This window comes from Vibrio sp. M250220, from assembly GCF_036533795.1.
Taxonomy (GTDB): domain Bacteria; phylum Pseudomonadota; class Gammaproteobacteria; order Enterobacterales; family Vibrionaceae; genus Vibrio.
The window spans coordinates 1-20,476 of the sequence record NZ_JATABI010000028.1; the positions used below are offsets into that span (position 1 = coordinate 1).

The window sequence follows — 20,476 nt, forward strand, 5'->3', positions numbered from 1 at the left end:
ACGTTTACTTCAAAAATAAACGAGACTTCAAGGAAGCCATCGATCAATTTTTTACTGTGACTCTTCCAGAGATCGCAGGTTCACTGACGTCTCGAATCAATGATAATTTTCAGGTACTCAAGCCTGCATTTTCAAGTTGATTGGGTATATATAATTACTTATCGGCTAGTTTCTCTTCTAAGGTAAGTGTTCAAAAGCCCTATTGACATAAAAAATAGAAAGTTAACTCAAACACTTAGACCAATGGCCAAGCCTCGCTACACGACAACCAATTGGAAACACTATAACCAAGACTTAATCAACCGTAGTTCTCTGACCTTTTGGATTGATGAGGAAGCGATAACCGAGTGGAAACAAAACCCATCCACAGCTTCCGTACACATTACTTACCTTTCCATACGCCCTGCGCGTTACTTTGATTGAAAATCGGTGTTGCACTTATTGAGCCGCCTCGCAAATCACCGCTGAATATTGCCGTTACAGTACAACAACTTGATTTAGGTTGCGTCATTAACCCTGGTTTGCTGGTATACGTTCGCTACTTTCAGTTAATTTTTTGTCGTTATGGTAAGTAAGAAAATTCAAAGTATTGAGCTCGGTCGAGTGATCGCTATTTTGGCGATTGCCGCCATGCATTGTCAGATGTTTTTAACCTATTGGCAGTTCGATGAAAACCCTTGGATAGGATACGTGTTTAATCAGTCTACTCGTTTTGCTGTGCCACTGTTTTTCCTTATATCTGGTTACTTGATCCAACCTAAGCTAGTGGCAGCTCCGCTAGAAACATTACAACGTTATGTCTCCCCGCTTCTGCGTGTATTCATTGTCTGGAGTGTTATCACTTTAGTGATGCCTTTCAATCTAGGTACAGTGGCAGAATCTGGGTATCTGGCCGAGCGTCAAGGGTACTGGGGCTACCTGGCACAATCGCCTCTTAACTCCCTGCTTGAAGGCGGTCTCGTTCACCTGTGGTTTATTCCAGCATTAATCTGTGCTGCGGCCATTGCGGCTTTACTGGCTAAGTTCAACAAGCTGGCACTGTTTATCCCTATCGGTGCCGCTTTATACTTTTACGGTGTGCTAGCGGGCAGTTATCAAGCATTAACTGAACTACCTGCTCCCTTTTTCACTCGTAATGGGCCGTTTTTTAGTACCTTGTTGTTTGCGATCGGCTTTGAGATACGTCAGCGCGGTCTGTCGATGACAGCCAAGCAGGCTTTACTGCTCGCATTTACCGGTATGGCGTTACATTTTTTCGAGGCTTGGCAGCTCACTCGTTTCGAGCAACCCTTTAACGCGAATGACTACCTGTTCGGCACCTTCGTTTGGGGAACAGGCTGCTTTATGTGGCTATTAGCAAAACCAAACTTTGGGACGGGACGCTGGTTAACTGCTCAGTCAAACTCCGTGTTGCCACTCTATGTTGCGCACCTGCCGATGATCATTGTGATGATGAATATCGCGGGCATGCTGGCATTAACGGGGTTTGCAAAAGATATGCTGCTATTTGGCGCAACAGTCCTGACATTCTTGTTGGTGAAAGGGTTGGAGAGAACACCTCTCTACCGTTTTTTATTCAGATAACCCCCCAACAAAAAAGCGATGGTGATGACCATCGCTTTTCGTTTGCTACACCGGCGACTAAATCACTACCACATTTTGTCGAAAGGTAAGTGAATGATATTGAGCACAATCATCAGTGATGCGAGAATCGCTGCGTACAACGCTGTAATCATAAGTTCTCTCCTTGAGCTTGAAATTGAGTTGTGTATTGCTCGTCTGCACAGCATTCATCTTGGAGAAATCCAATGACATCTTCGAGACATTTGTAGTCGGTCACACAGTAAAGTGTTCGTCCTTCACGGCGTTGACTAATTAATCCTACTGACGCCAAACTTGAAATATGGTGAGACAGAGTCGACCCTGGTATCGCTAATTTCTCTTGCAATGCACCCACGGCAATGCCTTGGTAACCAGCTTTTACAACACTTTTATAGATGGATAGACGCACCGGATGACCGAGTTCTTTAAGCGCCTTCGCAGCCATTTCAAGATCCATGGAAGACTCCAATAAAAAAACAGATATTTCCAAAATAATCGAACTATTGATCAATAGCAATCATTGATCCTTCATTGCCCCTCAATTGTATAACCAAGGTCGCGATTGGTTCATTAATCTATGGATTCATCCCAACTGAGCTGAGCGCACACTACGCTGGCGCAGCTTCTTGTATAGCTTCATCTTTGGCTAGCCATCACTCCCAAAAAAGGCAGCCTTGGCTGCCTTTTTGGAATAAAGATGGAGACTAAAGCGCCATCTTCTTAACCATGCCCGCTTCAGCGTGACCGGCAATATTACAGGCTAGCTCTACATTGCTATCGCCATGGAAATGCCATAGCAGTTGCTTGGCTTTACCAGGTTCAACGGTAACTGAGTTTCCTGAGTCGTGCATATGACCTGCACTCATGGTTTTCATCATTTCACGGTGCTTCAGTTGCTCCTGTTCCGAGCCAATAGTGAACTCATGATTCATTTTACCGGTGTTTAACACAACAAACTGAACCACGTCATTTGGCTCAATTTTCACGTCTTGTTTAAAGCGAATTTTCATATCATCACTTAAAAGCACGTGAACCACTTTGTCAGGTTTTGCGCCTTTTGCTGGCATGCCGACATCCGACATCCCTTCCATATTCATCATCATAGAGTGGTCCATTTTCGAAGCGCCCATCTCACCATGATTCATATTAGCGTGATCAACATTGGCCTGTGCGCCCATCGCAGTAACGCTTAACATGATTGATAGTAGTGTCTTTTTCATTGTTCTTTCCTTAATTTCTAGTTTAGTTCGGCCTCAGAACATCCGGAGGCTGATCAAGTCGTAGGGTTATTGTTTATTTGGTTGAGCAGCCACTTCTCGCTGCTTCCACAATTTGAAAATCGCTGGTAACACCAACAGAGTAAGCAGTAGTGCTGATGCCATACCACCAATCATCGGTGCGGCAATACGTTGCATCACTTCAGACCCCGTTCCTTGGCCGTACATAATCGGTATCAAGCCAATAATGACGGTCAGTACGGTCATCATTACAGGACGGACGCGGAGTCCCGCACCTTGGCGAATTGCGTCGGTGAGATCTTCCAGTTGCAGTGGCTGCTGATTATCCGAGGCTGCTAGTTTGGTGTAATGCCATGCCTGATTGAGGTAAACCAACATGATGACCCCAATCTCGACCGCGACACCGGCCAAGGCAATAAATCCAACCCCTACTGCTATCGAGAAGTTGTAACCAAGGTAGTGCATCAGCCATAAGCCACCGACCATCGCAAGTGGCAAAGTCATCATGATGATCAGCACTTCGCCAATACGACGGAAGCTGAAGTAGAGCAGCAGCATGATGATGGCGATGGTGATGGGAACCACAACGCCCAAGCGTTCTTTAGCGCGTTCCATGTATTCGTACTGTCCCGACCAAACCAACGAGTAACCCGCAGGGAGCACAAGCTGCTCAGCCACCGCCTGTTGTGCGTCGGCAACATAAGAACCCAGATCTCGACCATCAATATCAACAAATACCCAACCATTTGGACGTGCGTTTTCGGTCTTGATCATCGGAGGGCCGTCTTCATAACGAATATCAGCAACATCCGCCAGTGCAATACGAGCGCCGTTGGGCGTCACCAGAGGCAGGTTCTGCAATTTGACCACTGAATCACGGTAGTCTTGAGGATAACGAACGTTGATTGGATAGCGCTCTAACCCTTCAATGGTTTCCCCGACATTCATGCCGCCGACTGCTGTGGAAACCACCTGCTGTACATCTTTGATACTTAGGCCATAACGGGCAGCCGCTCTGCGCTTGATATCAATCGTGACATAGCGACCACCAGCAACACGCTCAGCATAGACAGAGGCCGTCCCCGTCACCTGATTTAAGATAGGCTCTAACTGAGCACCAATTTTCTCAATTTCACTCAATTGTGGACCTGAGATCTTGATGCCAATCGGGGTCTTAATCCCGGTCGCCAGCATGTCGATACGTGTTTTGATCGGCATAACCCATGCGTTAGTCAAACCAGGGAATTGCACCAGTTGATCAAACTCCCGACGTAGCGATTCCGTTGTAACCCCTTCACGCCATTGATCGCGCGGTTTCAACTGAATCACGGTTTCAATCATGGTGAGAGGTGCTGGGTCAGTCGCCGTGTCCGCTCGACCAATCTTGCCCCATGCAGTTTCCACTTCAGGGACGGTCATGATCAGCTTGTTGGTTTGTTGCAGTAGCTCACGTGCTTTACCTATCGAGATCCCTGGGTAAGTGGTCGGCATGTACATCAAATCTCCCTCATCCAAAGGAGGAATAAACTCACTGCCTAGCTTAGCTGTCGGATAGTAGGCCGATGCCATCAATGCCATTGCCAGCAGCAAAACACTTTTAGGGTACTTTAGGCTGAAGTTAAGCATAGGTTTGTAGAGCGCGATGAGTCCCCTATTGATTGGGTTTTTATCTTCAGGCAGAACTTTGCCTCGAATGAAATAGCCCATCAATACTGGCACTAAGGTGATCGCAAGACCTGCTGCCGCTGCCATGGCGTAAGTTTTGGTAAAGGCGAGTGGCGAAAACATCTTGCCTTCCTGGCCTTCCAGTGCAAATACAGGCACAAAGCTCAAGGTAATAATTAACAATGAGAAAAACAATGGCGCACCCACTTCCTGAGCGGCATCACCAATCACCTGCCAACGGTTCTTATCCGTTAGTGGTGTGCGTTCTATATGCTTGTGCACGTTCTCGATCATGACGATCGCCCCATCAACCATGGCGCCGATGGCAATCGCAATCCCCCCCAGTGACATGATGTTGGCGTTGATGCCTTGCCAATGCATGATGATAAACGCAGATAAGATACCAACCGGTAAGCTCAAGGCGATAACAAGCGAAGAACGAATATGGAATAAGAACAGAGCGCAAACTATCGCCACGACGATGAACTCTTCCGCCAGTTTCTTCCACAAGTTTTCGACCGCCGAATCGATCAGTGTTGAACGGTCATAAGTCGCAACAATCTCAACCCCTTCCGGTAAGCTTCGCTGTAGCTCATTGAGCTTGTCTTTGACGTTCGCAATCACCTGACTGGCGTTCTCACCAAAGCGCATCACGATCACGCCACCAACCGCTTCCCCTTCACCGTTCAGTTCCGATATACCACGACGCATTTGCGGCCCGATGTTGATGTCGGCAATATCACCAAGCAGCAACGGGGTACCTTTTTGGGTCACTTTTAGTGGCAGTGCCTGGATATCTTCTATGCTCGAGAGATAACCTGTGGTGCGAACCATATGCTCAGCTTCGGCCACTTCAACCACTGATGCGCCAGTCTCTTGGTTACCATTTTGAATCGCCATATTGACTTGTTGCAGGGTGAGGTCGTAGGCACGCAGCTTGGCAGGGTCAATTTGCACCTGATACTGTTTGACCATACCACCAACGGTAGCGACTTCAGATACACCCTCTACGGTTTGCAGCTCATATTTGAGGAACCAGTCCTGCAAACTACGAAGTTGCGCTAAATCGTGCTGGCCTGTTTTATCCTGTAAAACGTAGCTGTATACCCAGCCAACCCCTGTCGCATCTGGACCTAACGTCGGCTTGGCGCTTGCGGGCAAGTTAGGAGCAACTTGACTCAAGTACTCTAAAACTCGCGAGCGTGCCCAGTACATGTCGGTATCATCGTTAAAGATGATGTAAACATACGAGTCACCAAAAAATGAGTAACCCCGTACCGTTTCAGCGCCCGGCACAGCCAGCATGGCTGTCGTTAAGGGATAGGTAACTTGGTCTTCGACCACTTGTGGAGCCTGTCCCGGATAGCTGGTCTTAATGATCACCTGCACATCAGAGAGATCTGGAATCGCATCCACTGGCGTATTTTTTACACTGTAAAGACCCGCCAAGATCAGTGCGGCAGTCGCCAGCAATACCAGTAAACGATTACTGATTGACCAACGGATAATGGCACCAATCATAATGCCTCCTTAGCGCGAACCAGTTGCTTCAATTGATAATCGGTGCCTTCTTTAGCCACTAGAAATCGAACTTTCTCACCTTCCTCAAAACCAGAAAGATCCACTTCATCTCCAACAGAAAAGTTCATTTCACCCGCTTGCCAGCTCCACTCGGCGACAGGCAGATGCTTTAAAGTGATCATATTGAAATCGGCCATCAGCATCGATATATCACCACTCATCCATACTTCAGCCGCAACAAGGCCATCGCCAACCTTGTAGTCGACGATCTGATATTTGCCTTCTGGCGTCTTCTGCATTGCAAACTCCAACGCCAGCCCTTGAGCCAGCGCATCAATGTCAACACCTTCCGCGAGATCAAAGTTCATCACCATGCCTGGCCAATTCCATTCAGGAACTGGCTGATGGCTGATCGTTAACATTCGGTGCTGTGCCATAACATCCGTTATTTCACCTTGCGCCCAAACCGTTTCAGCGGGTGCTTCTACACCGTTGATTCTTGACAGATCTGCACTTTGACTTGATTCAGAATCAAGCAGGAAGTGAGCCGAGGTGACGATCGCTTGCCCTTGTTCAAGCCCTTTAAGCACTTCGACTTTATCGCCAGCTTCACGACCGACTTCGATACGTGCAGAGCGATAATTTCCTTCACCTTCAGCCAGTACCACACGAGCCATGCCTCCAGAACGGATTACCGATGAGCGAGGAATGGTCAGCACTTTTTCGCTACTTACAGGTTTAAGAGCAACATTGGCAAACATATTCGGTTTCAGTTCCCCGTGAGGATTTGGGAACTTCAGACGCACGCGTAACGTTCGCGTATTAGGGTCAAGGATCGGATAGACATAGTCGACCTCACCCTGCCACTCACCACCTGGGATGGCATCAAGTGTCATCGACGCACTGCTGCCCTGTTTTATCCAATGAGCCTGTCGCTCAAACACTTCAGCATCGACCCAAACCTCTTTCAGCGGTCCAGCACTAATGACTGCTTGAGCCGGAGATAGGTAGCCACCTTCACGAATATTCAGGCTAGCAATGACACCATCCGCTGGCGCTTTAATTTCGATGGTCTGCTGAGCCTGACCACGGCGCACGATGTCACTGATTTGCGCCCTATCGACACCAAGGGTGACTAATCGCTCAGTCGCCCCTTTAATCATGCCCTTACGTTGGGTCTGATGGGCACTGAGTAACTCTTCTTGTGCTTTGATCAGTTCAGGAGAGTAAAGAGAAAACAGCACACTGCCTTTTTCAACTTTTTCACCGACCGCGTTGATATAGAGTTTTTCAACCCAACCAGACACGCGTACGTTGGTCTGCCATAGGTTACTTTCATCAAAGGCGATATAACCAACCGTTTCAATACGAGGCGCAAGTTCTGCAAGCTCTACCTGTGCGGTTTTCACGCCTAGATTGTTCTCCACCGAGGGATCGATAGTAACGGTACCAGGCTGGCTGGCTCCGTTATTTTGGTCTTCTGCATAAACGGGGATAAGATCCATCCCCATCGGTGACTTACCCGGTTTATCACGCTTGTAGTTTGGATCCATCGGCGCAACCCAGTACAGAGGCTCACTGTTAGAGACAGATTCTGAAGCTTGCGCCATACTCATATCATGGTTTGCACTCGGCAAATACATGCTGGCCGCAAAGCCCAATACGCCACCCACTACTAAAGCCACGCTGGCTACTTTAAATGTCGTCATCTTCTGTTCCTTTAATTTTTCATGCGCTGAGCCGGAGGCGTAATCTGATATTCAAACCCTCCCAATAAGGCGGCCAACTGGCTGCTCACCCTATTCCAATCTGTCATTAGCCGTTCTAGTTCAAGCTGCAATGCCAACTCATCGGTCGTCGCAGAGATAACATCACTGAACTGTGCGGTATTATTTTGATAGCCACGTTCAACCGCCTCGGTACGAGAAGAAGCTTGAGGAATTAAGCTGGATTGGTATCGTTCGATCCGTTCGTTTAAGTTAGAACGGTCATTGAGCAAGGCATTCGCTTGTGCATTCATTTGCGCTAACAGGGTATCTTTCTGGGATAACGCCGCCCCAACCTGATACTGAGCCGCGGCGAGGTTGTTGTCCTGACGGTTGCCAGTAAACAGAGGAATATCCATCGTCAGGTAAGCACTGACAAGATCCGAAGCTGGCTGTCCATTCATACCGTTGGCCTGTCGATAGGCGTACATCACTTCAACGCCAAACTGTGGCGTATAAGCCTGCTCTGCCATCTCTACCTGAGTCTGATTAACTGACACATTCAGTTCAGCCATCTTGATCATCGGGTGCTGATTGAGCAGCGGATACAGATGGTTTGACTGACCAGCCTGAGCGAGTTTGCTATCTAACACCGCCCAGTTGAGTTGATTACTTGCCTTGAGGGTAGAAGCACTATCGAGCCATTGAGACCCGAGCCACTCCGAAAGCTGAGCCACAATTCGACGTTGTTGCTGGCGGTTGGCCTGTAGTTTTTCATCGAGCTTATTGACTTGAAGTTGTGCATTGAGCAAGTCTTGAGCTTCGCTTTTGCCAATTGAATAATTGGTCTGAAGATATTGCTCCATCTCGACCATCAGACGACGATTTTCATCCAATAATCGCTGTGCGTGTTGCAAATAGCCCAATTCTAGCCATAGCTGAGTCATCTGATTGGCGACTTCACGTTCTCTGACTTCTATTTGCGCCGTCAGACCATCCGCTTGCTGGTTAGCTTGCTTTTGCTTGAGCTCTAGCGTTGACCCGCGCTCAAACTGCTGCATCAAACCAACAGAGATATTGGTCATAGGATCTTTATCGAACTGAAAGCTATCTACGGGTAAGCCACCCACGCCGACTTTCAGCTTGGGATCCATCAAAGTGGCACTGGCTATGCCATTTGCACGCATTGCTTGTGCCTTGGCGGAAAACTCGGTTCGGTTGCCATCGTGGGATAACGCCGCCTCAATCAGAGACGTCAGTTGTTTAGTTGCGACCTCTCTTTGACCCGCTTCATTTCCTTTTTGATGAGCGAAAGCAAACGCAGGCAAAGTCGCCAAACTCGCACTGACTACCAGTGCGACGAATCTTGGTTCTAAATTCACAATAATTACTCATTGTTTGAAGACACAATTGAAACTCCTGAACAGGCTGAAAATACAGTCAGTACCAAGAGAAAAGAGTTGTAATTTAAGAACTAAGCGGAAGGTGGACGCAGGAAGCTTTGTGGACGCATGATCTTGTTACCAATGGTAAGCGGATAATGCAAAGCAAGCGAATAGGTAATATCACTCAGAGACTGAGTATGTTGGATAGGGTAGAAGGTCGTCGAACAAGCTGAAACACAACAGCGATGCGGGCCATCATCTGAACTAGAACAACTCACCGTATTTGTTGATGGTTGCTTATCCATTGAGTGTGAACTTCGAAGTTCTTCAACGAAAGAGTGGCAATCCGTTTTGGTTGTCTGTAAAGATTCAGGCTGGTCAGAGGCATGTTGCTGATGCGACATCTGCACACTGGAGTCCATAGCGAACATCATCGAAACCATCGACGGAGAACTGGCGGCATAACTCGACATCAACATTGCAACAATGCTGAAAATCACAATCATTAATGATTTAAGTGGATGAGTCATGGCGTACCTTTATCTATGAACTATGGATGTTAATCCTTACCCCTAGGTAAAGGTCAAGAGTATATGACAAGAAAAAAGGATTGGTGCAGCACCAATCCTCTCTAAAATCGTCGATAATTACTCGTAATCTGAAGCGTATGTCTCTTCGTAAGTATGTGAGTAAAGCTCGAACAAGTTACCAAACGGGTCTTCTAGGTAGACCATTTTTGCTGGCTTGCTGTCGTCTTCTGGATGGTAGCGCATCACATCCATACGTACCTTACCGCCAAACTTCTCAACTTTTTCCATCACAGCTTCGAAGTCATCTGTTTGTAGACAGAAGTGGAAGATACCCAAGCGCGAGAAATCAACCTCATGACGTTCCTGACGCTCTTTCATTTCAAATAATTCCACGCCGATGCCATCAGTTGTCACTAAGTGGGCGATGTTGAAACCTTTAAATCCTTCACCGAATACTGCGATACACATGCGACCAATCGCCGTCTCGCGTTCTTCAACAACTTTAGTATTGTTCATCACAATGCTAAGACCTAGAGCTTGAGTGTAGAACTCAACCGCTTGATCCATATCGCCAACCATGATGCCCACGTGATTCATTTTCATAATCTGCTCCAAATACATTTCATTTGTTTGTTTCGATGAGCAGAGTATATGGCGTGCAGAGAATTACTTGAAATTATCATTAATTATAAAAATAATAACAAAACTTTATAATCAATTCTCCACTACTTGGCTAGTGAGTCGTACTCATCCGCCTAGAAAGCAGCTTATTGACTGCCCAGTCAAATCGGGGAACAGCAGCATAAACCGCCGCAACGAATGCAATAGAGCCGACTAAATCGATAGGCCTATGCATACCTAACCACAATCGACTATAGGCAACAGCCACAGCCCAACAACCGAGTAAAGCCGCAAGTGTGTAGCGTTTATTGCTAACAAAGATACCACCAAAAAACGCTAAACAAATCGCCGCAAAAATCGTGTGTCCTGATGGAAATGAGTAGTCTTTTTCGCCCTGCCAGTGACGGGTTCTCCACTCGGTGACTTGTTGCGAAATCTCATCTATCACTTGAGATTTTTGCAAGGAGTCTAGTTTGTAGAAGTGTTCTGGTTTGGGGATGAGTAACTGATACGCGAGCAACTCGGTGTATGGGCGTGGGCTTTCGGTCAAATGCTTTAAGCCCGCTTTAGCAGCAAAACCGATCACCAGAATAATCGCTAGTTGCACCATTTTATTAGTGAATTCAGGATGGTTGCCTATTATTCGCCAAGTGATAAACACCAAAAGCGATAGTGAAAACAAAAAACCTGAAGAACCCGCAGAATCAGTCAGTACGGAGAAAACTATCCCAGTAAAGTCATTCACTTCACTGAGTAGATCAATATGACTCACAATTAACGACATCGGCACGATAACCAGCAAAAATGCCACAAGCAGCACCAGACCATCACGCTTATTTTTCAACAGATTTTTCACGATATAGATTCACAGTAGCACAAGAGGAGAAGGAATAGTAGTTTACTTCACTGGCAGAAATTATCAGTTCAATGTCAAATTGGTGAAAGTTAACTCACCTCCACCAATCCAATACGCTTTGGGGCTTTATCACTCATGCGACTAGCGAACATTGACATGACCACAGAAGAAATGGTTTACAGGGCCATGCCCTTGCCCCACTTTAAGCTGATCTGCGTGAGAGATGGCTTGAGAGATATATTGTTTGCCGAGATACACCGCCTTATGTAGGCGATGACCCTGAGCTAAATAAGAGGCAATCGCTGATGAGAGAGTACACCCCGTGCCATGAGTATTTTTGGTTTCAATTCGTTTGGCGCTCAACACTTCGCTGCTGTTTTGCTCAATCAACAGATCGCTACTCTTATCCGTTTTCTTCAAGTGGCCACCTTTGAGTAATACCGCTTTAGCGCCTAGCGCTTTGAGTGCATCGATCGTCTCCGTCATCTGGCTTTCATTGTGAGGAATATCCCTCCCAGTCAAAGCGGCACATTCAGGCAAGTTCGGGGTAATCAAGTCCGCTAAAGGAAGAAGCTGCTGTTTCAATGTTTCGACCGCCGATTGGGCTAACAACGGGTCACCACTGGTTGCAACCATGACCGGATCCACCACTAAATACTTGGGTTGATAGTGACGAATTTTTCTCGCGACCATCGCGATGATATCAGCGTCCGCGAGCATTCCAACTTTGACAGCAACCACATTAAGATCGGAGAAAACAGCGTCGAGTTGGCTCTCAATATGTTCGACAGGGATAGGGTGAATGGCACTAACACCGAGTGTATTTTGCGAGGTAACCGCCGTAATGACTGAACAGGCATAACTGCCCGTCGCGGATATCGCCTTAATGTCGGCTTGGATACCAGCACCACCACCGCTATCTGAGCCGGCAATAGTGAGTACAATAGGTGGTGTGTCTTGAGAGTGTGGCATTTTGGCTCCTACAACAAGACGTACAAGAACCTATGGCGATAAGCAGAGAGAGCTCAATGAGCCGATTTCTCCATCGAATGCCAGTATGACGACCGAACGGTCGATATACATATAGTTCCCTACGCCAGTGCTAACTGAATCAGGTTCAACGGGTCTCGCTTTGCGATCTCAGCCTTAATCCTATTGGGCAGGCTCCCCGACTATTGGTCACAAATCATAACAATAAACTTTCACCGATTACATCAATTATTTATCCGTCAGATGGAGGGGGCGTCCATTGTGAACTATAGTAGTTTAGCTCACGGGAATAAGGAGAGAATTATGAGCCATGAGGCACTACTATCTCGTTTGAACGAGCTACCAAGGATTCAAAAAATTCTTCAAGAACTGCTAGACATGGTGACCAAAGACGACGTTGACTTCAGACTTCTTGCCAATAAAATTGCCACCGATCAGGTCTTGAGCGCACGCTTACTCAGATTAGCCAACTCTGCGCATTTTGGCGGTAACAAAACGATATCCTCAGTCAACGAGGCACTGGTTCGCGTTGGTACTGCACCGGTGAGAGCGTTAGTTGTGGTTTCAGTGCTGTCAGGGGTATTTCCTAAGCTACCAACCTTAGATATCAGTAAATACTGGGAAGAGACGTTTGAAGTTTCCATTATTGCCAGTAAGATCGCCAATGTGACCGATATGGATGGAGACGAAGCTTTTACCACAGGTATCTTGCACAATATCGGTGAACTGATGATCCATGCGCTGGTTCCAGAACAGGCCAAAATCATCACCGCTCGGGTAGAAGCAGGAGAAAATGCCATCGCAGTTCAGGAAGAGATTCTTGATATCACTGCGCCAACATTAGGAGCTAAGTTAGCCAAGAGCTGGCACTTCCCAGATGTCATGATTGACGCCATCGCCAATTTTGACCAACCACGCGACGCAGAGATTTCACCTAAAATGGCCACCACCTTACACTTTGCCCGTTCGATTCATCGCGATTGGGACAAGTTAGAAAGTGATGAGGGAAAGAGCCGATATCTGGCCGAGCATCCCGACTCACGCTTACTGAATATCTCCACGTCATTTGCCTCGACCATAGATCAATTTCGCGGCAATGGAAAAGCGTTAGCGATAGAGCTCAACGCAGCGTAAATCGTACAGCGAGCCTAGGCTCGCTTCCCCTACCAAAACAATGTGTTATCACCTAAACTAGGTTAGATAATTTTTTGTTATGGACCGTATTGATGCTAAACCCTTCTTGGCTAAAAACATTTGTCACTTTGGTTGATACCGGCCACTTCACCAAAACCGCAGAAAAACTGTTTATGACGCAACCCGGTGTCAGTCAGCATATCAAAAAACTAGAACACATCTGCGGACATGCGTTAATCGAAAGACACAACAAAACATTTGTCGTCACAGAAGCGGGAAGAACAGTCTATGACTACGCCAACCAACTAGAATCTGAACAAAAAAAGATGTTGAGTTCACTTAGCCAAGACGATCCGTACAGTGGTCTGGTGTCTGTCTCTTGTTCGGGTTCACTGGCGTTACTGCTCTACCCTCATCTGCTCAATTTACAATGTAAACACCCAGAGCTGATTCCTCTACTGGAAGCGGCTCCTCACCACAAAATCCTTGCCGACGTCATCAAGGGCGAGGTCGACTTGGGGATTGTGGCAAACGAGCCTACTGATCCACGTATTGATTCACATAAGTTTGGTTCTGAGCCGTTATGCCTGATGCTACCTAAAGAAAAGATGGCCAAAAAACTCGATGAAAAAGCGCTTAAAGAGCTCGGACTGATCAGACACCCTGATGCCGAACACTACTTGTCGCTCTATTTTTCACGCTGCGGGGAAAGCCAACTTGCCGCGATCAATATCAATCAAATCCCGACGACGGGATACATCAATCAACTGAGTCAGATTTTATTGCCCGTCGCGCAAGGACATGGGTTTACTATCTTGCCTAAAAGCGCTCTAGAGGCTTTTCCACTCAAAGAGCAAATCGCCGTCTATCAGCCCAAAAGTGAAGTGATTGAAACTCTCTATCTGCTGACTAAACGACACCGACAAATTCCGGCTCGCTTTGACACCATTAGGCAAGTCATGAAAAATCAGTTGAATTAGTTGAGAGGGATAAAACGCAAAAAGGAGCCACTGGCTCCTTTTTCACGTGTTTTGTACTTTTCATCATTTACGCTTCGAGAACATCTTCACCAGACATCTCGGAGATCAGCAACAAATCGTCTTCATCGAGTTTCATTCCCAACACAGGGACACCATGTTGAACTATCCAACTGCAGAAGAATACGAATACGCCTAAAGCGACAAGACCAAGTGATAGCATAACCAAACCTCCTCCGTGGTTATCAACAAAGTATCGATAACTTGAAGATGTGACTTTTTGAGAAAGATAAAGCAAAAGGCCTACGGAAATACTTAGTTCTATTACGTTTGTCGATTCACTCTTAACGATGGGTTCGTTAAGAGTGAATCGATTTGGGTTCAGTTTATTCGTATTTACTTTGGGAGTTTACTCGATTCTCTACACCTTTAAGTTACTGAGATACCTTTTCAATATAGTGATACCGTACACATGAAGCAACTATATTTAGTGGTGAATGAATAGAAGATCACAAATTTTATGCCTACACATGCATAATTATCGCAAATTCGCCTGTAGCAACACAAAAACGGGGCACAAAGCCCCGTTTTAAAACCCAGTTTATGAGTGTTTATGCGCCAATCACGCCACCATCTTCTCGGGTAATCGCCATAATGGTTGAACGCGGTTTAGTGCTACCCCCACCAGGGAAGTGCGAAGGTGCCCCGTCTTCACCTGGGTGCTGAACACCAACAAACATGGTTTTATAGTCTGCTGAAAAAGTAAGGCCGGTAATCTCACAAGCAACTGGGCCAGTAAGGAAACGACGCACTTCGCCCGTCATAGGATCACCACACAACATTTGGTTGTTACCTTGACCCGCAAAATTTCCTTTGTTCGAGTAATTGCCGTCGGTTTGAATCCACAAGCGACCCGCGCTATCAAAACCAATACCATCAGGGCTGTTGAACATGTTATCTGCATTAATGTTGTCACTGCCTGCATACAGACTACCCTGATGCACTTGTGGGTTACCGGCAATCAAGTAGAGATCCCATTCAAAATTGTCACTGATGTGAGATCCGTTCTTCGGCATCCAACGCACAATCTGACCATAGTGGTTTTCTTTACGCGGGTTAGGACCACCTACAGGCTGTCCCTCTTTAACACCACGATTTTTGTTGTTGGTTAAGGTGCAGAATACATGCTTGTTATCTGGGTGAACCGCGACCCACTCAGGACGATCCATAGTTGTTGCCCCCACTTGCGTTGCCGCACGACGGGCAAAGATCATCACTTCAGCCTGATCCATAAAACCATTCTGCTTTGTTAGCCCATTTTTACCATGCGTAAGCTCGATCCACTGACCTTTACCGCGCAGTTCTTTATCATCCATCTCGAATTTCGCCACATACAATGTGCCTTCTTCAAGTAGGTTGCGATTCGCTTGGTCATTACCCGGCTGGTATGTGTTCTTAGAGACAAATTTGTACAGGTGCTCACCACGCTCATCATCGCCTAGGTACACCACAACATGACCACTGTCATCCACCAATAATGCGGCATTTTCATGTTTAAATCGGCCTAAAGCCGTGCGCTTAAGTGGGGTTGATGTGGGGTCATTCGGGTCAATTTCTACTACCCAACCAAAACGGTGAGGTTCATTTGGGTGCTTGGCAACATCAAAACGCTCATCACTATCGTGCCATTGATACTTACTTGGTGCGGCTTTTACTCCGTAGCGTTTATGGTCAGCGCTAAGATCGGCACTCGCTCTAGTACCAAAGTAGCCATTGAAGTTCTCTTCACAAGTTAGGTATGTTCCCCAAGGCGTTTGACCATTCGCGCAGTTATTAAACGTGCCCAGCGGCTTCATTCCTGAAGGATCCAGCTCAGTTTTCATTAAATCATGACCAGCCGCAGGCCCGGTGAGTTTCATTTCAGTGTTGGCTGTAATTCTGCGGTTTCGCATGCCATTTTTATCCAGCTTCCACTCACCGCCTTTTCGAATGATTTCAAATACCGTAACACCGTGTGCAGCCTGAGCTTTTAACACATCGTCGGCAGTCATGGCTTTACCACCATGATCAAACAGTAGATCGTAATTGGTGTATTCATTATTTACCGCGATAACCGCTCGGTCTTCGCTAATAGGAAATAGGCTCATCCCATCCGTGTTATCACCAAACTGACGCAATTGAGCCTTAGAACCTTGCTTACCACTCGGGTCAAACTCAGGGACATCTGGGAAAATAGGGTCTCCCCACGACAGCAGCGGCGTTGCTTTGTACCCTTTAGGTACAATAAACGCATCGGCCGTCGAAGCAGGAACCGCTTCAAAGTTGAGCAGTGAACTGTCGTTGTTAGCGGCAAAAGCCTTAGTAATTGGGTTTAGTGAAAGAAATGCACTTGCACTAACGGCTGCGGTACCAGCTAAAAAACGACGACGTGATAAACGCGCGTCGATCATTTGGCTGAATTGAGAATCCTGACTGTCACGATCCCACATTGCTGACTCCTTGCTTAAGTAGTTTTTATCTCTTTGGCGCAGATCGTAGATAGTTAGCATGACAAACAAGTTAAGCTATTGTTTCATATTGATTAATAAAAATAGACAGAAAGAGTGAATTTACATTTCAACTTCATTAAAGTGCGCTATGGTTCACTTTTGACTGATAAATAGTGTAATACGTACAAAAAAATGTGATCAAAAACCTAGATCTTTTCAGATTTGGTAGCTACATTGTTGATTGTTCATGAGGAACTACATCCACATAAGCTCATTGAGGAGCATGTTTGTTTTTTAAGTGAGGGATTATCATGAAGAAAATGAGAAAAGCACAATTGCATCGCGTACGCATTCAATACTGGAAAGAGTCGAACAAAAACGCGAGCAAATCATCTTAATGTGCTAACCCACCGTACTAAGCTGGCTTAACCGCCAGCTTTTGTGTTTTTATCGCAATGAAAATTAGGCGGCTCTATGGCTGAAAGGAAACAGCTGAGTTAACTCATGCATGATGCTTTGCGTCTGTTTTGAGTAAAGATGTTTATCTTTATAACCCACCAATTGTACCTGACGCACCTTTCCGGAAATCAGTAACTGACGAATCATACGATTGACCATCTGCACATCCAATGCCGTGCCTTGCTCCAATCTCGAGACTGGGTAGAGGCAAGATAAGTCGATGTTTACTACCACATCATTACAGTGCGCTAAAAAGCTCGCCAACTGATTCTTGACTTGAAAACGATGACTGAAGCTGCATTCTTCACCCGTCATCCAATCACAACCTAAGTCTTCAGCGTATTCTAACAAACGCTCTGTATGCTGGTTAATATCAACCCCTAGGCAGAACAGACGACACTCATTGTAGCGAGCAAGAGCAAAATGGTATGCGCTGCCTTGAACGGGTTCTAGTGACGCCTTGAGTTCAAAGTCTCGACCAATATGAACAATGCCAAGCTCTTGTCTAGAGGAATGCAACAGAGGCAACGAGTGGAGCAAGGTTTCACTGTTATTAGTAAACACAACTGGCAATGTCTCAGTACCAAGGTAACGGCTCAACTGATGCTGGTATTTGGTCACTGGCTGAGCAGTAAGGTTGTAGTGCCCACCATTTAACCAGCTAAAACCATCCAGCTCTTCAATCCACTGATAAATCTCTTCCAAGCTTTGATCGGCCATTTCGAAATCCACCAGCTTCATCGGCTTGAGCTTTTCACTAACCGTGAGAAGAGCTAAACGATGAGACAACATCCCTGTGAGATTTTGATCTTTATTACGTCGAAATAGGCCAAACATATGAATTACCTTTCTGGGGGCAATGCCCTCGCTGCTTGAAGTACGTGAAGAATGATCCTCTGTTGATTTAATTGAACTCGATGAGCAGGAGCCATTACTGAAATTGCACCGATCAGTTTGGAGCCTTTCATTACCGGTGCGCTGATACCAGAAACACCAGAGTCAATTTCTGAGGTGCTAACGGCATATCCCTGATTGCGGATTTGCTCCAGTTCCAGCTTCCACTGTTCGTGGCGTTCTTGTTCCCCAAAATAGCGCAAGATTTTTTCACATCGCGTTGCTGGCATATAAGCCAACATAACTTTGGATGAGGCGCCTCGTAACAGGGGTTGACTTTGACCCTGGACGTAGCTGCAACGAAGCGCCTGCATGCTCTCTTTGCGACTCACACACAATGCTCTGTAACCAACAGGCACCATATAAGCCGCCATCTCACCCGTCTGTTTCTGTAAGCGGTTCAACACTGCGTCAACGACATCTAAGTCGTGTTGACTCGTTTCATAACTGCGCATCAATAGCAGTGCTGCTGGACCGATGATCAAGGTTTTGTCATTTGGACTTTCCTCGATCAGATTCCACTCTTTTAGCAACTTCAAATGACGGTAAAGACTACTGATCGGTGTGCCTAATTGTTCACTCAACTGTTTGGCTGTGATCGGCTCATCATTGACCGCCACCTGCATTAATAGTTGAAGAACTTTTTCGTTAACCTGTCCGCTATTCTGTTTCATAGAGTTCACGCTATTGTTGTAGCGTTTTCGATTGATAGTGATCAAATTGTATTCTTACTTGGTAGGAATTTATAAACAAAATAATGCTACATTTCTTACTATGTGAGAATACAAAAAACTAAAGGCGATCATTTTCTCAGTGCATTTGTCGAACGTCGGTGTGAATAAAAAGGAGCCTCATAACGGCTCCTTTTACTTGTATGGAATAATATTTGGCTATTTCTGCGTAAGGCTAGCACCATGAGTGGCAATCACCTGTTGGTACCAGAAAAAACTCTTTTTGCGTTTTCGTTCTAAACTACCGTGTCCATCATCATGCCTATCAACGTAGATAAATCCGTATCGCTTGCTCATCTCGGCGGTTGAGTTGGCCACCAAATCAATGGGCCCCCAACTGGTGAATCCCATCAGCTCAACGCCATCTAACATCGCTTCGTGAGCCTGAACCAAATGATCATTGAGATAAGCGATTCGATAATCGTCATTGATTTGGCCGTTGTCATCGATTTCATCGCGAGCTCCAAGACCATTCTCCACCACAAATAATGGCTTTTGGTAGCGGTCGTACAAAAAGTTAAGCAGTATACGTAGCCCTTTAGGGTCGATGAGCCACCCCCACTGACTTTTTTCAAGGTAAGGATTCGGAACACTGTCAACGATATTTCCCACCTCTTTGTGCTTAGGATCCGCACTCGCGCATCCGCTGGCGTAATAACTAAATGAGATAAAATCGACACTCGCACTGGCTAACAACTCAAGATCTCCAGGTTGCATCTCAATCTCGATGCCTTGTTCACGGAAATATCTCAACATATAACCTGGGTACTTACCTCGCGTTTGGACATCACCAAAGAATAACCACTTGTTGTTCTCATGCATCGCTGCAATCACATCATCAGGATGACAGGTGAATGGGTAGTTAATCGCACCAAGCAGCATATTGCCTATCTTGCCATCTGGAATCACCTTGTGACACAGATTAACGGCTTTCGCGTTAGCCAGTAGTTGGTGGTGTATAGCTTGGTAAATCTGCTGTTGATTAGCCTCTTCAGCCAAGCCAACACCAGTAAATGGCGCGTGAAGCGACATGTTAATCTCGTTGAACGTCAACCAAAGTTTGACTTTGTCTTTGTAACGTTCAAATACCGTGTGCGCATAACGCTCAAAAAAGGTGATCAATTCGCGGTTAGCCCAACCGCCATAGTTTTCGACTAACGCATAGGGCATCTCATAATGAGATAAGGTCACAAACGGCTGAATATTATGCTTAGCCAGTTGATCGAAAATCTTGTCGTAGTATGCCAGCCCCTGCTCATTTGGCTCTAGTTCATCGCCATTTGGAAAGATACGCGTCCACGCAATAGAAAGCCGTAAGCAGTTGAATCCCATCTCATCGAATAGTTCAATATCCTGCGGATAACGATGGTAAAAATCGATCGCAACATCCTTGATTCCTTCACCACGTTGTTCACGACTTTGATGCGGGCTTAAAATGCCATTTGGCAACATATCAGAAGTTGATAACCCCTTGTTATCAGAGTTAAAAGCGCCTTCTACCTGATTGGCAGCGATCGCGCCACCCCAAAGAAAATTGGTCGGGAATGTGGTCATGTTCAGTTCCTAGTCCGTCGTTTATCTGCCCACCATTGTAGACCTAGCCTAGCCAAACAAATGAGGTCGGGATAATTAATTTATATTTCCTATTTTGTTGGCCTTTTTATGTAAGCTTTTGGCA

17 protein-coding genes, 2 pseudogenes and 1 riboswitch are annotated in these 20,476 nt (G+C 46.1%); of the genes and pseudogenes, 5 read left to right on the top strand and 14 right to left on the bottom strand.

Annotation, left to right across the window (positions count from 1 at the left end):
* The 3 genes and pseudogenes from QTN94_RS11045 to QTN94_RS11055 form a co-directional block, all read left to right on the top strand.
* Positions 1-140: pseudogene (locus tag QTN94_RS11045) on the top strand (IS630 family transposase); the annotation flags it as partial.
* Between the two features lie 103 nt (positions 141-243).
* A pseudogene (locus tag QTN94_RS11050) lies at positions 244-360 on the top strand (IS5/IS1182 family transposase); the annotation flags it as partial.
* A gap of 204 nt (positions 361-564) precedes the next feature.
* On the top strand, positions 565-1,584 hold the full coding sequence (locus QTN94_RS11055; protein WP_331427670.1) for an acyltransferase: 1,020 nt from the start codon (positions 565-567) through the stop codon (positions 1,582-1,584).
* A 148-nt stretch (positions 1,585-1,732) separates the two neighbouring features.
* Here QTN94_RS11055 and QTN94_RS11060 read toward each other — a convergent pair whose 3' ends face one another.
* The 9 genes from QTN94_RS11060 to thiD all read right to left on the bottom strand — a co-directional run bounded on the left by QTN94_RS11060 (position 1,733) and on the right by thiD (position 12,096).
* Positions 1,733-2,059 (bottom strand): ArsR/SmtB family transcription factor, encoded by a 327-nt coding sequence (locus tag QTN94_RS11060; protein WP_331418504.1) that lies wholly within the window; start codon positions 2,057-2,059, stop codon positions 1,733-1,735.
* Positions 2,060-2,306: 247 nt separating this feature from the next.
* Positions 2,307-2,822, bottom strand: a complete 516-nt coding sequence (gene copI / locus QTN94_RS11065) for a copper-resistant cuproprotein CopI (RefSeq protein ID WP_138973072.1) — start codon at positions 2,820-2,822, stop codon at positions 2,307-2,309.
* Between the two features lie 66 nt (positions 2,823-2,888).
* Complete coding sequence (locus QTN94_RS11070; protein WP_331427671.1) at positions 2,889-6,026, bottom strand: efflux RND transporter permease subunit; 3,138 nt, start codon at positions 6,024-6,026, stop codon at positions 2,889-2,891.
* Entirely contained in the window at positions 6,023-7,735 is a 1,713-nt protein-coding gene (locus QTN94_RS11075; protein WP_331427672.1) for an efflux RND transporter periplasmic adaptor subunit, read from the bottom strand. Before QTN94_RS11075 ends, QTN94_RS11070 begins: the two co-directional genes overlap by 4 nt.
* Positions 7,736-7,746: 11 nt before the next feature.
* Complete coding sequence (locus tag QTN94_RS11080; protein ID WP_443088790.1) at positions 7,747-9,114, bottom strand: TolC family protein; 1,368 nt, start codon at positions 9,112-9,114, stop codon at positions 7,747-7,749.
* A 92-nt stretch (positions 9,115-9,206) separates the two neighbouring features.
* Positions 9,207-9,647 carry a hypothetical protein gene (locus QTN94_RS11085; RefSeq protein WP_331418073.1) on the bottom strand — a complete coding sequence of 147 codons (441 nt, stop codon included), beginning with the start codon at positions 9,645-9,647 and terminating at the stop codon, positions 9,207-9,209.
* 117 nt (positions 9,648-9,764) lie between these two features.
* On the bottom strand, positions 9,765-10,250 hold the full coding sequence (locus QTN94_RS11090) for a VOC family protein (protein WP_331427673.1): 486 nt from the start codon (positions 10,248-10,250) through the stop codon (positions 9,765-9,767).
* A gap of 130 nt (positions 10,251-10,380) precedes the next feature.
* Positions 10,381-11,124 (bottom strand): phosphatase PAP2 family protein, encoded by a 744-nt coding sequence (locus QTN94_RS11095; RefSeq protein ID WP_331427674.1) that lies wholly within the window; start codon positions 11,122-11,124, stop codon positions 10,381-10,383.
* Between the two features lie 141 nt (positions 11,125-11,265).
* Positions 11,266-12,096, bottom strand: a complete 831-nt coding sequence (gene thiD / locus QTN94_RS11100; RefSeq protein WP_331427675.1) for a bifunctional hydroxymethylpyrimidine kinase/phosphomethylpyrimidine kinase — start codon at positions 12,094-12,096, stop codon at positions 11,266-11,268.
* Positions 12,097-12,195: 99 nt separating this feature from the next.
* Positions 12,196-12,305: riboswitch (TPP riboswitch) on the bottom strand.
* Between the two features lie 112 nt (positions 12,306-12,417).
* Here thiD and QTN94_RS11105 point away from each other — a divergent pair.
* Together QTN94_RS11105 and QTN94_RS11110 are read left to right on the top strand one after the other, a co-directional pair.
* Complete coding sequence (locus QTN94_RS11105) at positions 12,418-13,248, top strand: HDOD domain-containing protein (RefSeq protein WP_331427676.1); 831 nt, start codon at positions 12,418-12,420, stop codon at positions 13,246-13,248.
* A 92-nt stretch (positions 13,249-13,340) separates the two neighbouring features.
* Positions 13,341-14,228 (top strand): LysR family transcriptional regulator, encoded by an 888-nt coding sequence (locus QTN94_RS11110; protein ID WP_331418068.1) that lies wholly within the window; start codon positions 13,341-13,343, stop codon positions 14,226-14,228.
* 67 nt (positions 14,229-14,295) lie between these two features.
* Here QTN94_RS11110 and QTN94_RS11115 read toward each other — a convergent pair whose 3' ends face one another.
* The 5 genes from QTN94_RS11115 to QTN94_RS11135 form a co-directional block, all read right to left on the bottom strand.
* The gene (locus tag QTN94_RS11115; RefSeq protein ID WP_171052237.1) at positions 14,296-14,448 is read right to left on the bottom strand and encodes a hypothetical protein; all 153 of its coding nucleotides are present in this window, start codon (positions 14,446-14,448) and stop codon (positions 14,296-14,298) included.
* A 388-nt stretch (positions 14,449-14,836) separates the two neighbouring features.
* Positions 14,837-16,714, bottom strand: a complete 1,878-nt coding sequence (locus tag QTN94_RS11120) for a PhoX family protein (protein ID WP_331418067.1) — start codon at positions 16,712-16,714, stop codon at positions 14,837-14,839.
* 462 nt (positions 16,715-17,176) lie between these two features.
* Complete coding sequence (locus QTN94_RS11125) at positions 17,177-18,010, bottom strand: arginase (RefSeq protein ID WP_138973042.1); 834 nt, start codon at positions 18,008-18,010, stop codon at positions 17,177-17,179.
* Between the two features lie 5 nt (positions 18,011-18,015).
* A complete protein-coding gene (locus tag QTN94_RS11130; RefSeq protein WP_419723629.1) occupies positions 18,016-18,741 on the bottom strand; it encodes an IclR family transcriptional regulator in 726 nt (241 codons plus the stop codon).
* Positions 18,742-18,957: 216 nt separating this feature from the next.
* Positions 18,958-20,352, bottom strand: a complete 1,395-nt coding sequence (locus tag QTN94_RS11135) for a glycoside hydrolase family 1 protein (RefSeq protein WP_331427677.1) — start codon at positions 20,350-20,352, stop codon at positions 18,958-18,960.
* Positions 20,353-20,476 lie beyond the last annotated feature (124 nt).

Coding starts and splice junctions, on each gene's coding strand:
- QTN94_RS11085 (WP_331418073.1), bottom strand. CDS start 9,647: ATGACTCATCCACTTAAATCATTAATGATTGTGATTTTCAGCATTGTT.
- QTN94_RS11090 (WP_331427673.1), bottom strand. CDS start 10,250: ATGAAAATGAATCACGTGGGCATCATGGTTGGCGATATGGATCAAGCG.
- QTN94_RS11125 (WP_138973042.1), bottom strand. CDS start 18,010: ATGTTTGGCCTATTTCGACGTAATAAAGATCAAAATCTCACAGGGATG.
- QTN94_RS11130 (WP_419723629.1), bottom strand. CDS start 18,741: ATGAAACAGAATAGCGGACAGGTTAACGAAAAAGTTCTTCAACTATTA.
- QTN94_RS11075 (WP_331427672.1), bottom strand. CDS start 7,735: ATGACGACATTTAAAGTAGCCAGCGTGGCTTTAGTAGTGGGTGGCGTA.
- QTN94_RS11055 (WP_331427670.1), top strand. CDS start 565: ATGGTAAGTAAGAAAATTCAAAGTATTGAGCTCGGTCGAGTGATCGCT.
- thiD (WP_331427675.1), bottom strand. CDS start 12,096: ATGCCACACTCTCAAGACACACCACCTATTGTACTCACTATTGCCGGC.
- QTN94_RS11110 (WP_331418068.1), top strand. CDS start 13,341: ATGCTAAACCCTTCTTGGCTAAAAACATTTGTCACTTTGGTTGATACC.
- copI (WP_138973072.1), bottom strand. CDS start 2,822: ATGAAAAAGACACTACTATCAATCATGTTAAGCGTTACTGCGATGGGC.
- QTN94_RS11135 (WP_331427677.1), bottom strand. CDS start 20,352: ATGACCACATTCCCGACCAATTTTCTTTGGGGTGGCGCGATCGCTGCC.
- QTN94_RS11115 (WP_171052237.1), bottom strand. CDS start 14,448: ATGCTATCACTTGGTCTTGTCGCTTTAGGCGTATTCGTATTCTTCTGC.
- QTN94_RS11060 (WP_331418504.1), bottom strand. CDS start 2,059: ATGGATCTTGAAATGGCTGCGAAGGCGCTTAAAGAACTCGGTCATCCG.
- QTN94_RS11120 (WP_331418067.1), bottom strand. CDS start 16,714: ATGTGGGATCGTGACAGTCAGGATTCTCAATTCAGCCAAATGATCGAC.
- QTN94_RS11070 (WP_331427671.1), bottom strand. CDS start 6,026: ATGATTGGTGCCATTATCCGTTGGTCAATCAGTAATCGTTTACTGGTA.
- QTN94_RS11105 (WP_331427676.1), top strand. CDS start 12,418: ATGAGCCATGAGGCACTACTATCTCGTTTGAACGAGCTACCAAGGATT.